The sequence below is a fragment of the Labilibaculum filiforme genome (assembly GCF_002843315.1).
In the GTDB taxonomy this organism is placed as follows: domain Bacteria; phylum Bacteroidota; class Bacteroidia; order Bacteroidales; family Marinifilaceae; genus Labilibaculum; species Labilibaculum filiforme.
Genome location: NZ_MVDD01000014.1, coordinates 1 through 19087, shown reverse-complemented (window position 1 = coordinate 19087; position 19087 = coordinate 1). Strand labels below are relative to the sequence as shown.

Annotated in this window: 9 protein-coding genes; 4 read left to right on the top strand and 5 right to left on the bottom strand. The window is 36.1% G+C overall.

Going from position 1 to position 19087, the window contains the following annotated elements; translation table 11 throughout:
- Positions 1-9: 9 nt before the first annotated feature.
- Complete coding sequence (locus BZG02_RS15695; RefSeq protein ID WP_101262413.1) at positions 10-2550, bottom strand: T9SS type A sorting domain-containing protein; 2541 nt, start codon at positions 2548-2550, stop codon at positions 10-12.
- A 525-nt stretch (positions 2551-3075) separates the two neighbouring features.
- On the opposite strand from BZG02_RS15695, the gene BZG02_RS15690 reads away from it, so the two are divergent.
- The 4 genes from BZG02_RS15690 (at position 3076) to BZG02_RS15675 (ending at position 11544) form a co-directional block, all read left to right on the top strand.
- Entirely contained in the window at positions 3076-4914 is a 1839-nt protein-coding gene (locus BZG02_RS15690) for a right-handed parallel beta-helix repeat-containing protein (RefSeq protein WP_101262411.1), read from the top strand.
- A gap of 136 nt (positions 4915-5050) precedes the next feature.
- A complete protein-coding gene (locus BZG02_RS15685; protein ID WP_101262549.1) occupies positions 5051-8155 on the top strand; it encodes a SusC/RagA family TonB-linked outer membrane protein in 3105 nt (1034 codons plus the stop codon).
- Between the two features lie 17 nt (positions 8156-8172).
- Positions 8173-9921 (top strand): RagB/SusD family nutrient uptake outer membrane protein, encoded by a 1749-nt coding sequence (locus BZG02_RS15680; protein WP_180335751.1) that lies wholly within the window; start codon positions 8173-8175, stop codon positions 9919-9921.
- Positions 9922-9936: 15 nt separating this feature from the next.
- Entirely contained in the window at positions 9937-11544 is a 1608-nt protein-coding gene (locus BZG02_RS15675) for a hypothetical protein (RefSeq protein WP_101262408.1), read from the top strand.
- 343 nt (positions 11545-11887) lie between these two features.
- On the opposite strand, the gene BZG02_RS15670 is transcribed toward BZG02_RS15675, so the two are convergent.
- The 4 genes from BZG02_RS15670 to BZG02_RS15655 form a co-directional block, all read right to left on the bottom strand.
- A complete protein-coding gene (locus tag BZG02_RS15670; RefSeq protein ID WP_101262406.1) occupies positions 11888-13483 on the bottom strand; it encodes a putative Ig domain-containing protein in 1596 nt (531 codons plus the stop codon).
- 27 nt (positions 13484-13510) lie between these two features.
- Complete coding sequence (locus BZG02_RS15665) at positions 13511-14872, bottom strand: family 43 glycosylhydrolase (protein ID WP_101262404.1); 1362 nt, start codon at positions 14870-14872, stop codon at positions 13511-13513.
- Between the two features lie 504 nt (positions 14873-15376).
- Positions 15377-18511 carry a PKD domain-containing protein gene (locus BZG02_RS15660; protein ID WP_101262401.1) on the bottom strand — a complete coding sequence of 1045 codons (3135 nt, stop codon included), beginning with the start codon at positions 18509-18511 and terminating at the stop codon, positions 15377-15379.
- Positions 18512-18990: 479 nt separating this feature from the next.
- On the bottom strand, positions 18991-19087 hold a 97-nt coding region (locus BZG02_RS15655; RefSeq protein WP_143470496.1), incomplete at its 5' end, for an IS3 family transposase.

Below are 19087 nucleotides of genomic sequence, written 5' to 3'. Positions count from 1 at the left end.
ACTAAAGCATTATTGTTTTAAAAACAAGAAGCTCTGAAAGCTATTCCCCGATTGTACTTTAATTACATAGGTCCCATTTGGATGGTTGGGTATTTGGTATTGAATGTGATTGGTAGAAAAATACTCTTGCTGATAAATTGTTTTACCGCTTAAATCGTTGATAGAAAGCGATACTTGGTTTTGAGTTTGATCAAAATCAATATTAAAATCTCCTGAAGATGGATTTGGATACAATCTGGCCATATTTGTAGAATTGAATTTCGGATCAAAAATGCTTGTACTCACTCCAGCATTATCAATAATTTCGACAAAATATACTTCTTCTGGTTTCAATTTTATATTACTTGGAACTGTAACTCCTGTGATTAGATCCTTACAAGTAGTGCCAAAACTTGGTTTTTTAAGTTTAACCGTAATTGTTGCTTCTGTTTTACCTATATTAACAAGGGATAAGACTAAATTACCTGCTTGGTTTTTAACACATCGCCAAATACATCCTTTTCTTCCTACTCCATTATTTTCTGTTACAATTATTTCCGGATCCAAGCCTTTTGAGTTGATCAGCTCTATTGCTTGAGTTTTCATTTCGCTTAAGGAGTTAATGTATACGATACTTCCTTTGCCTACTCGTAAAACTTCGTGGGCTTGTCCATATTCATTCTTTTTCAGACTTTTAGAGTCCATAATTATTGTACCACCGCCGTTTAAGTAGTTTTGCAATTGGTCAAACTCCTGATTTGTTACCAATTCAGTTTCGCGAATAATAATGCTTTTCCAATTTTTAGGATTTTCCTCTATTAGTATACTATCTGTTGCAAATCCCAATGGGATACCTTCAAAATACAAGGCTTCGTAAGTATGATAAACATCGTTCATATAAGATGGACGTTGAATTGCATTGGCTAAAGAGTAGTAGATTCTTAATGGTTTGGATTGTTCTTGTATTTTTGTTATTTCCTCTGAAAAAGTATTCAAATCTATAAGCGTAGCGTGCAATTCGTTTAATATACCCGGTTGTTGCAGGATGGAGCCAGCATAACCTTCTCCAACATTGCTTTTTATAGATCCATCAGCTTCACGTCCCCAAACCCAGTTCACACCTGCGCTCATTCCATGCATATGGGCTAACCAATAATTGGCTCGAACGTAGGATGGTTCCAAATATAAATCTCTAAAATTGACTGTGGAAAGAAAATGAGTTTCAGTGTCCAAAATGATATGATTTGGTTGTATCGATTTAAAGAAATCAAAAGTCATGCTCATATTTCTCCAATTAAAAGCATAAGTGTCCATCCATTCTTCGTGAGAGTTCCAAAAGTTGGACTTCCCGGTTGCAGCATCACAACCACTAATGCCACAAAGTCTTATTAGACTTTCAAAGTCCATTCCATGGTCTTTTTTATCACCGGTCCAAAGCCAAGGCATCAATTTAATATGCATTAGTGCCTTAGGATCGTACTTTTTGATTTCATTTTTTAAAAAATAGAACCATTTTGTAACTCTATCGTTATTAAATGTCATCCAATCGTACCATTCTCCTGTTCCTTGTTTCGAGGTAGCCATTGGGATGGTAACATTTATATCATTAAAACTGGAATAGTTACTACCCCAAAGGCTGTTTAGAGTTGAAATATTATTGTGCTTCTTTTTTAGCCATATTTTAAATTTGTTTTTGGTATAGTTAGATACTTCTCCTGTATTCCAGACTCCTTTAGCGGTGAAGAAACTAGGTTCATTAAACAACATATAGCCCATTTTGCTATAGTTTTTATTGATCATTTTTGGAACTGTTTTCTTGAAAAGCATGCTGTACATCTCGCGAGCACCAGGATTGTCAATATCATATTTTCCGTAATGTCTGGAACCGATAGTAAAGTTATCGTATTTGTTTGTTGCCCATTGGGGTATGTTGTTGTGATCCAAGAATACAAAGCCGATATTTCCGCTTGGTTTATTGGATAAACGACTCGAGGTCCAAGAGTTTAAAGTTCCGTTTTCATCTGTAATATTACTTGGCGAAATGTATTCTCCATCCAAAGCACCATAAAACTCTATTAACTCTTCCGATTCAGGCTTCCAAATGTGATCGGATAAAAACACCGGTCGATTATTCATTTTAATCTTATTTCCATCAATATTAGCTGCGGAATAATCTACTTTATCTATGTTTTTCCGGAATATCTCTTTATCTATTAAAGAGTTTAGCGTCCCTATTGCAAGGTCTAATATTTTAATTACCTCTTTTCGTTCAAAATCGGCAATGTTATTTGCAAGGGAGCTAGCATCATTTTTATAAATGGCTACTTTTTCAAAATAGCTTTTATTAATATCGGTATGTTCTTCGTCCCAGTTGGCATATTTGAGGAATATTTCCGCTGTTCTTAAAGTCATTTCCTCCTTTTCGGTATAAATGCCTTTGGTTTGGGCTTTTGTTACCAAATTTTGAAGCCTGCTTATTTTGGTTTGGGCTTTTTCTTCAAAAGTTTGCGCTCTTAGTTGAATCGCAAAAAAGAATAAAACGATTGCGATGGATATAAATTTTCTTTTCATGTGTATAAAATTTAAATAGTAGTAATATTTAAATGAATAAATTATAAAGATAAAGTAACATCTTTTGAGGATTAAAAACTTCTTTATCCATTCTAAGTTTGTCTGCGTGAGTAAATATTATGTTTTTTAAATTGGTGAAATCCTTTATCTGATATGTTGCGTGAGTTTTTTCACAGAATTAGTTCTCTTTTCTGTTTCATACTTGTGTACAAATACTGTCCATTCGATTACGATGGAACCTTCTTTTTTCAATTTAGTTTTAGAATAATATACAATGTCTTTATCTATTTGCATTTAAGTGTTAGTAAATGAGCGCTTTGTGTTTTTAATTTACTCCTAAGTAATTATTCGAATTGTAACGATTAGAGACTTTATTATTACTGACATTCAATTCGGTGCAAAATTAAATTGAGAATTTGGCCCTTGTAATATTGAGTGAATAAAGAACAGAAGTTGAGGGTTAAATTGACACAGGAGACACAGGAAATGAGGAATTTATTTAATAGAGTAGTGATAGTGTTTTTGATGGCACTTGTATTTGTGAGTTGTGCTGATAGTAGCTCAAAAAATGAACTGCTGCAATTTAATACGGATATAAAAGAGGATGCAACTCCTGACGTGTTGAGTAAGATAATGGAGGCGGAAAATCTAAGCGAAATTAGATTTGAAAAAGGAACTTACCATTTTTATCCTGACAAGGCATTGGAACAGTTTTGTTACATGTCAAATCATGATGATGTTTTGGTTCGTACTGCTTTCCCATTAAAAGGGATGAAGAACTTGACGATAGATGGACAAGGAGCTAGTTTTATTTTTCATGGTAGAATGATTCCATTTTTAGTGGAAGATTCGCAGAATTTGACAATAAAAAATCTGACAATAGATTGGGATGTTCCTTTTCATAGTGAAGGATTGGTAGTTGCCAGAAATGAACAGGAAGGAACATTCGATTTGAAAATAGCAAAGGATTATCCTTATGAGATTCGTAATGGTCAGTTGTTATTTATAAAAGAATACTATCAGCACTCTATAGGAGAAGGGATACTTTATGACCCTGCCCGGAAGGCGATTGCATACAATACGGAAGCTTATACTCCACTTACCGATTGGCAGGAATCATCTGCCAATAATGGCATCAACGAGATTCACTATAAATACGAAGTGGATAGCAGATCTCCTGAACAAAGTCATATTGGAGTGGAGAATCGTATTGTGGCGCAACAATTGAAACCTGGTTTGGTAAGGATTTATCATCATAGCAAAAAAATTCCTGAGTTGGGAATGATTTATGCCTGCAAAGGAAGTCATGGCGAGAATAGAATTGCTCCAGCCTTTCGTGTAACAGGAAGTAAGAACTTTCAGGCTGTAAATGTAACTATTCATCATGCTGGTGGTATGGGAATTATCGCAGAAAACAGCGAAGATGTATTGTTGGATAACTTTAATGTTACACCATCGCATGGTCGCATGGTTTCTACAACAGCTGATGCAACTCACTTTGTAGGTTGTAGAGGAAAAGTAACGCTTCGGAATTGCACTTTTAACAATCAGTTAGATGATGCGATGAATGTACATGGAACCTATCAAAAAGTGGTGGATATTCTTGATGATTATACCATTGGTGTTAGAATGGGACACTTCCAACAGTTGGGTTTTACATTGGCTACAGCAAATGATACCATTGGCTTGGTGCGATTAAGCGAATCCTTTTTTCCTTATGAGAAATTGACAGTAAAGAAAATTACTAAGGTGAATAGGCGCTACCAGAAAATTACTTTTAATGAAAAAATACCTGCTTCAATTCAGGCTGGAGATTTAGTCGAGAATTTAGAGAATTACCCTGAAGTGCTAGTTGATAATTGTAATATAAGTAATAACCGAGCCAGAGGTTTACTGATTTCTACTCCTAAAAAAACAGTGATTAAGAATAGTTTTTTTAGTACCGAAATGGCTGCAATATTGGTTCCTGTTGAAAGTGGACATTGGTATGAATCTGGGAGTGCAGCCGATTTAACCATCACCAATAACAAATTTGATAATTGTTCTTACAGTGGAAATAATCAGGCGGTAATCAGTTTTGTTACAGATGATGATAATGCAAATATTGCTTTTAAAAACATTGAGATTAGTGATAATGAGTTCAATACTTTTGATAACCTTATTTTAGAAGTAGCAAATACCGATGGCTTACTATTTAGTGGAAATACCATCAATTCTTCGAATACTTTTCCGAAAATAAATCCACAGAATGCTGCCATACATATTCGATCTTCGAAAAATATTGTATTTGATAAAAACCAATACTTAGGAAGCGCGAAGGAAATTCTTAGGTGTGATCAACCGTCTAAATTAAAATTTAAATAATCAAGGGGCGCACAATGATATGGTTTATCGTTGTGCCTCTGCACTTTAGCTAATTTGTAATTTCTAACCTATTCACGTCAATTACTAGTAAAGTTTAATAGTACGTGATATTTCTATGTTACTAAATAATTTAAAAATGAAAAGAAAAATCTTGTTTACATTTAAAAAAGGACTAGGGCAATATCTGCTTATTGTTTTGGTCGCTTTGATGTGTAGCAGCATTGAAGCACAAGCACAGGAACTTACTGTGAAGGGAACGGTTACAAGTTCGGAAGACGGCTTACCGCTTCCAGGCGTAAGTATCGTGATTAAAGGAACAATTGAAGGAACAATTACAGATTTTGAAGGAAAATATGCACTGAAAAATGCTAAAGTTGGCGATGTGTTGACTTACAGCTTTATTGGAATGGAGAAGCAGGAAATTAAAGTGAGCACTTCGGTGATTAATCTTGCTTTAAACCCGCAAACGATTGGATTAAATGAAGTTGTTGCAATTGGTTATGGTACTTCTAAAAAAAAGGAATTAACTGGTGCTGTAGTACAAGTAAGAGCAGAAGAGTTGAACAGGACAGTAACTTCCGATTTAGGTACAGCGCTTCAGGGACAAATTGCCGGGGTTAGTGTAATTGCGAGTTCTGGAGCTCCTGGAGCCTCTTCTAATATCCAAATTCGTGGGGTAACTTCTATTAGTGGAACTAATACTCCCTTATTTGTGGTGGATGGAATTCCTCAAGATGGTGATCCTCGGATTAGTAGTAACGAAATTGAAACCATTGATGTTTTAAAAGATGCTGCTTCATGTGCTATTTACGGTACTAGAGGTGCTGCAGGTGTTATTTTAATCACCACCAAACAGGGTAAAGCAGGTTCCCTAAAAATTAGCGCAAATGCTACTTATGGAATTAGAACAATTACTTCGGGTACTCCTTTAATGAATGCTAATGAACAAGCTTATTTTGAGAAGGTTCAATACCGGAATATTTATAATTCGTATGATGATGAAATTACTACAGGATATGCAAAAAATCCATATTCGTTGTTGAATGATACTGATTTGGGAGATATGGTGTTTACCGATAACGCTCCTACCCAAGATTATAGCGTGAATATTTCTGGTGGTACTAATGATATTACCTATAATGTGGTGGCTGGATACTACAATCAAGAAGGGGTGATTATTAACTCTGAATTTGAAAGATTTAATACCCGCGCTTCTACAAACTATACAAAAGGAAAGTGGAATGTGAGAGCAAATGTTGGTCTTACTATAGAAGATAAACAAGAATCTCCTGGCGGAATATATACGCAAACAATTAAATATTATCCTTATCAGCAAGCTTTAGATCCTAATTCGGATGAGGCAGTGGAATCGAATGGATGGGGATCAGATGCTTTAGCTATGAATTGGGTTCTTAATAGTATTAAGAATAAAGACAATCAGAAGCGAGATCGTATGAATGCTGGTTTTAATGTGAATTTTGAAATTGTTAAAGGCTTAAATTTTAACACAAATTTAGGGATAGCAGTAACCAATCAAACCCGCAAGATTTTTAATCCTTATTCAGCTCATTATGCAAGCGATGGGGAAGAGCTGAGTAATCCAAAAGATAGCTACGTTCAAAATCAAAGCAATCGCAGATCATCTTTAAGTTGGGATGGTGGATTAACGTACGAAAAGGAATTTAACGATCATAAGATAACTGCTACTGCTATTTATTCTTTTGAAGAATATAAGTATTCTGGTTTTACCGCTAAAAAATACGCAGTTGCGAATAACAGTATCGAGGTATTAAATGGCGCTACCGTCGATCCGGATGCTCAATCGTTATTTGAAACGGATAATGTTTTGGTAGGAGCTATTGGACGTTTAAAATATGACTATAAAAGCCGTTATCTTTTCAGTGCAAGTATTCGTCGGGATGGTTCTTCTCGATTTGGCAAAGATAATAGATGGGGAGTGTTTCCATCAGCATCAGCAGCATGGAATGTAGCCGACGAAGCTTTTTGGGCGCCAATCTCAGAAGTGGCTAATGCATTTAAGATAAGAGGTAGTTATGGAACAACAGGTAATCAGAGTTTTAACGACTACATGTTTGCATCTACTATTACTCAGGGAATTGATTATACTTTTGGTGGTGCAGGTACGGATGCTCCAATGGTTGGAGCAGCTCAGAAAAGCTATGCGAATGCTTTGGTGAAGTGGGAAACCTCAATTCAAAGTAATATTGGGATCGATTTAGGTTTTTTTAAGAACAAATTAACTTTCACAGCAGATTATTATAATACCGATAAGGAAGATATGCTATTTAATGTTCAACTTCCAGGTTCTGCAGGAATTGGTTCGGGAGGTGACTCCAGAGTTACCTTGAATGTTGGTGATATGACTAATACGGGTTACGAATTGGCTTTGAACTATCGAAACAAATTGAACCAATTCAATTATGGTATTCAAGCAACATTTGCTACCAATGAAAATAAAATTACTTCGATGACAAGTGAAGGCTTTTCTTATACTGATGACTGGGGTTTAATTGATGGAGATGGTACTTCAAAGATTACAGTATTGGCTGAAGGGTACGAAGCCGGGGCTTTCTTTTTGCGCAAAACCAATGGGATTGTTAATTCGCAGGCAAAGTTAGACGAGTATAAAACTCTTGATCCAACGGCAAAAATGGGAGATTTGATTTACGTTGATAGCAATATGGATGGTGTTTTATCTGATGCGGATAGAACGTATCACGGAAGTGGATTGCCGGATTATGAATTGGGTTTAAATCTGAACTGTGATTATAAAGGTTTTGATTTATCTATGCAATGGTATGCTGCTGTTGGTCACGAAATTATTAACGGAAGTAAAGCTACTGCCTACTCATATGCTCGTCATAAAGATTTAGTTTCAGTTTGGTCGGAAGCAAATCCTACCAGTACTTTACCTTCTTACAGAGGGATCAGTAAAGATCATCCGAATTATGCTGGATATAGCGATTTATGGATTGAGGATGGTTCCTATTTGCGTCTTAGAAATGTTAGTTTAGGTTATACTTTTCCTACGAAAATAGTGGATAAAATTGGTGTTCGTAATATGAGAGTTTATGTGTCGGCTCAAAATCCAATAACCATTACATCTTACGATGGATTTGATCCTGAGGTTGGAGGCAATGGAATGAGTTCTAGAGGATTGGATAAGGGTAATTACCCAGTAACTTCCTTTTATCTTATGGGCGTAAATATTAATTTCTAATGCAAAAAACAGGACAGATGAAGAATTTATTTAAATATTTTACTTTGATGGCAGCAATCAGTTTGTTGGCGTCATGCGAAGATCGTTTAGATCAGGTAAATCCAAATGAGGTAACTACGGATAGTTACTTTACAGATCTGAATGAAACAGAATCGGTAATTACCTCTATTTATTCTACAATGATGAGCCATTTTATTCTGAATATTGAAACGGAAACAGAGCGATCTGACATGGGATATCCAGGATGGGGACGTCCGGCGGCTAATCCGAGTGCCGCGATGTTTTATAATCATGCTTACACAAGTGGAAGTAGTGATATTAATAACAAATGGGAAGATTGTTACGAAGGAATTTTTCGTGCCAATCAAGCCATTGCAGGACTCGAAAAATTAAAAGGAACTGTTGATGAAGAGTTATGGACACGTCAAATGGCTGAGGCTAAGTTTTTCAGGGGGTTTTTCCATTATAATTTACATGCATCATTTAATAATGGTGAAGTGATCATACGAGATAGAAATCCTGAAGGACAAGCAGAATTTAACAAATCAGTATCATCATCGGCAGAGGTTATTGAGTTTTTTAGAAATGACCTGATGTATGCATACAAAAATCTACCACTGAAAACAGATAAAAGTGTTTCTAGCAATTTGGGAAGAGTAACTGCGGGAACTGCCGCAACAATTTTAGGAAACAGCTATTTGTATCAGGGAGAGTATGATTTAGCCGAGGCTATGTATGTTGATGTAATTACTAACCCAGAATATGGTTATGAGTTAGTGAAGGATATGAGTCTTTTGTTTACAACTGCAGGTGAGTTGAATAAGGAATCTATTTTCGAAATTTGTTATAATGAAACACAAAGAACTGAACTCTCACAATGGGACGAATTGAGTCAAACCAATCGTTTAGGCCGTACAGGTAATAATTCTGACTGTTTTATGCCAACAACTTGGATCGCATATGCTTATAAAACAGAGGCTATGGATACTAAAGATACGCGAAATTATGTGCAGGATTCGGATGGAAATACGGTGTTAAGACATGTACCATTACGTGCATCAGCTATGTGTGCTTTGGTCGAAGATGAGGATACACCTTATTACATTACTTCTTCGGTATCGGAAAACATGCAAAATGGAGCTTTACAGTTTGCTTATTATAAAAAGTATTCCAATCATGATATTGCTACTAGCGAAGAGGATACACCTTCAGGAACAGGATGGAAATCAGGTAAAAATGTAACAGTTAACAGACTGGCTGAGGTTTATTTGAATTATGCCGAATGCTTAATTCATAAAGGAGACGTGAGTGGTGCACTTAATATGATGAACGCAATTCGCGCAAGATGGGGACTGCAGCGTTTAGGTGTGGATGATGGTTCGGGACCAGATTTTAATGGTATTAGTTATACAAAAGAAAGTTTAATGGATCAGCTGATGTATATTGATAAGCCTTTGGAATTATCTGCTGAAGGGATGTCTATTCGATGGATTGATATGCGAAGATGGGGAATTACTAAACAGCGTTTTCAAGATTTATCGAAACAGAAGTACTATGTTGAGGATTATACTTTCGTGAATTGGGAAGGAAAAACCATTACCAAAGAAAAGGCAAGCCTTCAAATTGGAGAATCACCAGATCCTGTTAAAATGCCAGAAGTATACGATTATACAATTGCTGCAGAGAATTATATGCCTGAAGTACATGCTTACTATCCTTTGCCATTAAATGAGGTGCTGGCAAATCCAAATTTAACGTCTAAATAATTAAAAAGCAGAGATATGAAAAATTATATATTATTAATGGGCTTTTTTGCCTTACTATTTATTGTAGGCTGCGATGATGATGATTATGAGGCTCCTAACGAGGTAACAGATGTTTCCTGGGTAACAGGTGTATATCCTGGTCAACCTACAGTTGTAAATGCAGGGGAACATCTTTCGTTTATGGATCTTTCCCAAAATGTCATTAGTCATAAATGGACGATTGAGGACGGTAATTATTTTTTAAATTCAAAATTTACTAGAGCCGATACTATTTTAGATGCTTTCATTATTCCCGATGCTGGTGTAGAAACAGAAGAGGAATTAATCAATGTTCTTTTTAAGAATGCTGGTTTAAATAAGGTCCGTTTGTACAATACCTTTCCCGATTCGGTATCTTATAACAGTAAAAATGAGTTGCATGCTGTTAAACAAGGTGATGTTTGGGTTATTGATACCACATTTGTGGTAGATGTGTATAGTGAAATAAAGCCGGCGTTTAAAGTTTTTCATAACAATGTGGAGATTCTTAGCGTTACCGCCGATGAAATAACATCTTTAGCGGATACCGCTACTTGGAAATCGTATGAAATTGAAGCAGGTGATGCTTTAAAGTTTGTCGATTTAACTACAGTTGGTCGCCCGGCAACAAGAACATGGTGGTTAGCAGGAGGCCGAACAGCAGATAATGCTGCATCTGAATGTTTAGTTTCTTACATGAAAATGGGGGAGTTTAAGGATAATTTAATTAATGCAAGTAGAGTAATTCCATTAGGATCAGCTAAGAAATACATTCCTTTAAAAGTTAATGTTATTGCTTCTACGCAACCATTTGTTTTTGATGGGAACTTAATGGAAGCAGAATCCGAAGTAATTTCCTTTAATGTATCGGGTGAGGTAGCTTCTACTTTAGGAACTGAAAACGATTTTACTGCTCATGTAAGCAATACAAATGGTTTTGATGAGGATATTGCTGTGAAATCGGTTCGAGTAAACGGTTCGGATGCAACAAAAATTGAATTAGTTTTAGCAGCTCCAATTTACAATACGGATGTTGTAACTGTTGCTTATGCAGGAGGTACTATTCAATCGCTTGACGAAAGAGAGTTGGAAGCTTTTACGGTTCAAACTGTAAAAATGCACTTTGGAGCAAGTATTTTGGATAAAAGTGGATATGGTTTTGAAGGTGCCGCCAATGGTTGGTGGATTCAACATACAGCATATTGGAGTGCTTCAGAAGCACGTGCTGCAAGTGGATCTTATTCAATGAAATTCTCGAACGATGATGTTGCAACGGCACCAGGTAGAATTATTACTTATGGACCAGCTCCAGGTGCAATAAATGCAGGAGATTATTTAGTAAAAGCTAAAATCTTTAAAGAACCAGGATGTACTGTGAAATCATTTAATTTGGCTTTCGCTAAGAAATGGGTTCGTAAGGAACTAAGCTTCGAAGCCCTTCCTGAAGGGGAATGGGGAGAAGTATCCTTGGTGTTTACCCAACCTGAAGATCAACCGGAAGAATCGATTTTTATGGATGTAAATGGGCCCGCAGAGTATGGTGGTGGAACAGGTGTTTTCTATGTTGACGATATAGAGGCAATTCCTTTGGAAACCAGACCATAAATTAATTAGACTAATAAATTGAGGGTTTCGCAGAAGGGAAACCCTCAATTTTTTAGTAGTTGAGTAAAATGAATAGGATCGGAAAAAAACTTCAAACTTATTGGAGAAAGTCAGGGTCTTTTTTATTTAGCCGATGAGACTTTTGTAAGATACAATGGTCTTTATGTAGGAATGTACACCAACAGTTTGGATCAAGCCTCAAAAGAATGAAGCACACTTTCATTGGTTTGAGTATAAATAGAGGTAAATGCGGACAGGTAGCTGTTCGCTTTGTATGTAGTTAAGAAAAAAAGCTCACAGTTTCGGCCGTGAGCTTTTTAATATGTGGTTGATTTTGAAATAATTACGAATTTGAAATTCTTAATAAAATGACTCCATGGGCACGAACACTAGCCGAGAACTGATTGGAAAAAGTTCCAATGTCTTGATGACGCCAAACATCACGAATTACTTTTTCGCCTTTTAATCCAGCTAAGTCCCAATCAAGATTAATTACTCTTTCTTCTTCGTTAATGTTGAATAAACCAATTGCTTTTCCACCATCGGCCAAATCTTTAACAATGATCTCTAAACCATCTTCAATGAAAACCGATTTGCCGGCAATCGCAATTTTATCCTGATGGATTTCAAGAACTTCGGGGTTGGTTAAAAGGTTCATGGTAAATTCATCGATGGATTCAATCGGACTGCCAATTAGTAATGGACAATTCCATAGTGTCCATAAAGAAATGTGAGTGTATTGTTCATCTGCAGTAAGTTTCGATGGAATTGGCTTGCCCGTTTTCGAAGTGGTTACAACATCTCCAACTACCAACATATCGGCATCTGGAAAATGTCCAGGACCACCTCTTACGCCTTTTTCTAACCAATTGCGATGGCGTTCCCACTGTTGGCGAATGTTTAAATGATTACTTTCCTGATCCCATAAATCATTTAAATCTCCTGCAGTACGCCAGCAATTTACTTCCTTGGCAAATAAATTAGCATGCTCGATAGGAGCGGTGTTCGAAAGGGAATAGATAATATCGCGACCACAATTTTTAAGGGCATGTGCCATTCGAGAGGTGCTTTCCGGATCGTTAGGATTCCAATCGTATTTTAAATAATCAATTCCCCATTCTGCCCATTGAGCGGCATCACTTTCATCAAAATGATAAGTGCCAAGTTGCCAATATTTTTTTACTTTTTGTGTTTCTTTTGTTCTCATTGAAACATCCCAAATCCCGGTTTTATTATCACTGGAACCTCCAACAAATCCTGCATAGGTCGTAACCCATGGAGAGGAATAAATTCCTATTTTTAAGCCCATATCATGCACTTCATCGCACATTGCTTTAATGTCTGGAAATTTAATAGGATCGCCCTGAATAGCATTGAATTGGCCTCCGCGTAACTCTTGCCAGGCATCATCAATATTAATGTAAGTCCATCCGTAATTCATTAAGCCTTTGTCTACCATTGCTTTCGCAGATGCAATAACTTTTTCCTGATCAACTTTTGTGCGCCAGCAGTTCCAAGAATTCCACCCTAAAGGAGGAGTGAGACATATTTTATCTCCAACCACAATTTCAAAAGCTTTTTCATCAACTCCTAATTCATTGCTTGCTTTGAATACAATGTTGTAATTACATGTTTTTTTATCTGTTATAGTTCCTGATATCACGCCAGTGTTTTGGTTTATTTGAAGTCCTTTTGGCAGATTGTTAACGCTAAATTTTATAGGACGTTTTCCTGATGCCGGTATGGTATATAAAAATGGAGAACCTGGACGTACGCCAAATACCGAGGCTCCATTAATGCGTGGAGTCTCTCTTTCTTTGGGAGTTAAAATATATTTGCCCTCAGCATATTTCGGCTTGTATATTTTCTCCTGATTGGAGAAACAAGAGGTGAGTAGTAAGCTTGCTAGTAGTAAGGCAATTATAGATCTGTTTTTCACGATAATCGGATTTAATTGGTGGTTTGTTTAGTTAACTTGTATGGATTCAATTTCCCAACTTCCTTCTGAAGCTCCTACAGCAGGTTCAATGCGTAAACGCTTTAATATGCTTTTAAGCTTCGGTAGTGTTGACAGGTCAATTTCGAATTCCTGAATTTCCGCTGAATTTGCTTTTACATCCACTAGAATATGGTCTTGGTCATCCCAGTTTATTTCAGGATTTTTCCAAAAAGCACCTTTTAATTCAGTAGATGCGATGGATATTTTTGCTTGAGTAGCAGAACTTTCATTCTTCATTCGTATTACTAAAGTTTGGTGTTCTTTTAAATTAGTTAGTAACCAAACACTGCTTTCAATTACAGCATTGCCTGAAAGCTTTCCATAAATTTTACCCGATTGATCCCAATTAACATCAGTTCCCGAAATAGCACGCCAACCCATCTCAGAATGTTCAAAATTCCAGGCACGTCCATTGGCTGGAAATCCAGCATCGTCTTCAGGAATAATGATACTTCCATCCTTATTAAAATGAAGAGGTTTTAAAGATACACCTCGGTAAAACAAAGAAATATCTTTATTTTCAAGTAAGGCATAATGCTGTCCTTCCCATTCGAAAACATTACAATGTCCACCTTTTAACGATTCTCCCATGTAAGTATAGGGGCCACGAAGATGATCAGATATGGCATATTTTTCCTCCCAAATTAGATAGTATTTACCATCTCTTTTAAAAATACAGGATTTGTCTGCTGTCCACATATCCTTGCCCTCTTTATCCAAAACAAGAATTGGTTTTGGCTCATCGGCTAGGGAAATCATATCTTCGGAAAGGGTAGCGGCATGATAATGTCCAGCTCCAAAAATGATGGTGTAAGTTCCGTTTTCCTCAAATATTTCAGGATCGTAAGCATGAACAGGAACAATTCCTTCTGGTAATAAGGGCTTGCCCAAAGCATCTTTAAATGGCCCGGTTGGAGAATCGGAAACCATTACTCCAGTACTGATATTGCGGTTTGAGAAATACCAATAATACTTGCCATTTCGCGAAATAATATCACCAGCAAAACAGTTGGGAATATCGCCTATGTAGGTGTCTTTTGGATGGATTTCATTTTCCTTTTTCCAGTCTACTAAATTGTCTGTTGACCAGATTTCCCAACGATCCATGATCCAGGCATTTTCGGTGTCCCAAGTTTTATCGTGTCCACAAAATGCATACAATCGCCCATTGTCAATTATTGTGTGAGCATCTGTCAATCCTTTTTCAGGAAATACATTGGGAATCATGATTGGCTGATTCGTTTCTGATTTTGCAGGCTTGTTTTTGTTCGTGCAAGCAAGTGTGAAAATTAAAATTGCACTTAAAAATGGATAAATAATTCGTTTCATGTTTTTATGATTTTGGATGTTTCTATCTTACACGATAAAGTATATCAGATAATTATTTTACTAATTTTTTACAAAAAAATAAGACCCTTTAAGGATAACTAAGCTTTATTTTAGTTGCTTGGGAGAATTGCTAATATCTCCTAAAAACAATAATTATTAGTCACTGAGAATAAATCAAATGTCAATATGAGTTCGTATTTTGTGTTTGTGATGAATTAGGGTGATAAAATGTACAGACAGAAATGTAATTCTGTACCAATTTTGTTCTAAATGATTTTAGCAATTAGTGTTTCCGCTTAAATTCGATATAATTCGCGGCTTCGAAATTAAATTGGTATTAAAGGATGGTTGGTCTTAATTATGGAAAAGAAGGATGGGAGAATTTTTGGTGCAATTATGGTTCTAAAAAGCTAGAATCTTTTCTTTTAGAATATTTATTATTAGATCTAAATAAAAAATCCACGCTGTAATAGCGTGGATTTCAGTATGTTTAATATTTAAAAACTATTGTATAATTAGTTTTTGTGTAAAAATTTTATCCGAGCTACTGGCTTTTATGGTATAAATTCCTTTACTAAATTTTAATTCAGAAGAATTAATTTGAACTGTTGATTCTTCGTGGAACTCTTTTAAGTAAACGCATTTTCCTGTAATGCTATAAATTTTTACTAGCATTGAACCAAGGTGTTTTGGAAACTTAATCGTTAAACTACCATCTGAATATGGATTTGGGTAAACAATTAATGAAGATAATGAAGTGCTTTCGTTCACAAGAGGACTATTGGCATCTATATCAACATAGGTACTTTTAGTACTTTTAATTGCGCCAACTCGTCGAAGTGTAAATTTATCAAGATTCCAAGCCCATGCAGTTGCTCCAGCAGTTAAAGTAACTTCGTGATTACCTGCTGTAAAGTTAACTGTTTTACTTGCTTTCAGAGCAGTATATACATCCCATTTGCCATTATTAGGAACTGTAGTTGTAATATTATCGGTGCTAAATGTGATAGTTGATCCATCAATTGGAGATGAAATATAGTAAACAATCTCATAAGCACCATCTTCGGGTATAGTTACATTATATACTGCATAATCACCATTATTTACGTAGTTGATTCCTTGGTTTGCAATAACGTTTACTCCTAAAGGAACAGTACCATCGTTATAGGTACCGCTAGTCGAAGTTAGATCTTCAGCTTCAATAACAATTACATCAGTATTACTATCAGCAGCAACAGATATTTGAACATCGTCAGTACTACTTAAAGTTCCGTCACTTGCGGTAAGTCTAAATACATAAGTACCTGCGCTTAATCCGGAAATTGAAGTGCTTGCACTTGAGCTGTTTGCTATTGTTGCAGCAGCACCACTAACTTTTGTCCAGCTATAAGTAATGGCATCACCATCAACGTCACTGCCCGAACCACTTAAAGTAGCCGAAGTTGTACCTTCTGCTAAACTTTGATCAGTACCCGCATTTACAAGAGGAGCAGAATTTTTACCAGCAACTGATCTTCCAGGAACTTTACTAAATTCCCAAGTAACAATGTTTACAACACTTATTTCACCAGCATGTTGAAAGTCTACTGTAATCGTATTATTTGCTTGTAACAGATTTGCAGGAATAGGAATTTCTAAAGTGCCAAAATAGCGACTTCTTAGTTGTTGCGTTCCTCTCCAGTCAATAGGAGTTTTAACTACGGTACCATTTACGCTTAACTTTTTAATTGTAAGGAAACCTCCAGCTACGTTATCCGGAGCATCGTAAAAATTTCCAGTTATTCGCAACATCGCTTCTGTTTGTTCTATATTTGAAGGAACATCTAAGCCATTTACATAGAATGTATTATCGCCAGATACAATTGGAACATGTTGATTGTTTCCAACAGAATTTCCATAGAATTTAGATTCTGTTGAAGTTTGATTGATGGCAATGTTACCATCGTAAGAATATTTCAACACCATTGTTGCATCTGGATTTAGTACTACTGAGGCAGGTGCCGAATTTTGTGTCTTATCATCAAGAGTTACATCCGATGCGCCTTTTAAGTACATGTGCTTCATGCGAACACTTTTAGGTTTTAAGCTTGAGCCAAAAAAGTTAAGGTTAATATTGGTTGCTTCATCCTCTAGGTTATTCAATATTAGGTATACATCTTTACCATCAATGTAACAATCTACCTGAACATCAGGATCAGAAGATTTAGTATCAACCCGCGTACCTTTAATATCGTCCCATAGTTCATACCACTTAATAAATTCACTCCATTCCCAGTTTCCATCTTGGTCGTCGTCGCGTAACATTTTTGAATGATAGAAATAATCTGGTTTGCCATTACCATCTTTATCGGTGTCGCCCCATGTAGCTTTTACTGGTGTAAATGGCATCGATTTTACAATGTAATCTGGTCTTTCGAGAAATTGCATTAACATAGAATTAAATGGTTTCAAGTTTTCCCAATCGTAGCGCTCTTCATGAGGTTTGTAAGTCCAAGCACCTTGAACGGCCCCATATTCCGATACAACCAATGGTTTACGCTTATTAATTCCATTCTGATTTACATCATACCATTCAATTAAATCTAGCATTGCTTCGGTATGTCCGCCAGAGCGTATAGTTCCGCCATCAGCACCATAAGTAGGCCAATCATAAATGTGAATTGAATAAAAATCCATATTTTTACCTGCTTCATCCATAAAACCTTTCCAGAGTACATCCCATTGAGTCCATGGACCAGTTTGTGTTAGGTATTTTGATTCTACAGCAGCGGCGGCTAATGCTTTCATTTGTTCATCCGCAGGTGTATTTCCATAATATGCACTAGCGTAATTAACATCTCGGGCTCTCGTTAAATCATCTGATGCCAGATCGTGCAAGCCCCAGGTCATACCACCAATAAGTGGTGCTTTATCGCCTAAGCGTTCTTTAATACCCTTTGCTACCAAGTTATGGTATTTCCAAAGAAGTTCCCAGCTGGATACCATAAAAGCTCCAGTATTTAAGAGCATATCAGGCTCATTTATTACTTCCCAATATTTAGGGGCTAACTCGCCTTTTTCAGCTAATGTGTTCACAAAGAAATTTTCCATGTAATCAACCATCCATTCTGCTGACGATTCAACGGTTAGAGGTATCCAATCGTAACCATTAGCTCGGCCCCATTCAGAACCACACATATGCCAATAGGAAAATGTTGGATAAGTAGGGTGAGGATTGGTTCCCATAATCATTTCGGTTGATCGCGACTCATATTGTTTGGTATGATTCTTTGTAATGATTTCTTCGTATTCTCCTTTATACCAATTTGCAAAAGTTTTAAGACTGTCTGGGTCAGCATGATTAGGACGATCAGGGTCTTCTGCCGAATATTGAAATTTCCAAGTAGCAGAACCATTGTCACGACCTAGGTAAACATCCAGATCGTCTAATAGGTATTTCATTTTTTCATCCTCACCAATCCAGTCGCTCTCGGATAAGGAGGAATGAAGGGTGATGTGTCTCTCTCGACCAAAATCAGACACTCCATTTACTGAGTGTTTAATGTCAAGGTTTACATCTACCTTAACATCTTGTGCATGAATTAAACCTATTCCGATGAGAATAAGAAATGCAGAAAAAAATAATTTTTTTTGATTCATTTTTACATTATTAAGTTAATAAAAGTAATAGTGCCTTTCTTAAGAAGGCTTTATAGTCATAAAAATTCTTGTTTAGTTTTGTGCGTTCATTACTCGACTTAATGTAATTAGTTGGTGTACAATATGATTAATTCTGTTGAAGTAAACATGCGTATTTCTAGTCAGTTGTTGTGATTCAATAAGTATGTCTGTTTTTCACATAAATATTTATTGCATAATCAAAGCTATATGGTTTTATATAAATTAAGTGACGGTAAGGAGTACCGAATTATAGTGGTAAATGATAACCAAATATTATATTATTGATAATTTGTTGCGGGATTATTTGTTGCAAGTGCGTAAGAAAAATCTTTATAAGTATTTTGTGTATAGTTAATTACTTCCAAAGGAAGATGTTTTATATTTGAAGTGATCGGAAGAACTTGGAATCAAGCCGAAAAGTGAACTGCACCCCAAAAGTTGGACGGTTATAAAATAAATTAATAAGATTGAGTTCGGTATTTTACCGGACTCATTCCGTTTAAACGAGTCTTTATTCTACTATTATTGTAATAATCTATGTATTCTTCCAGCTCT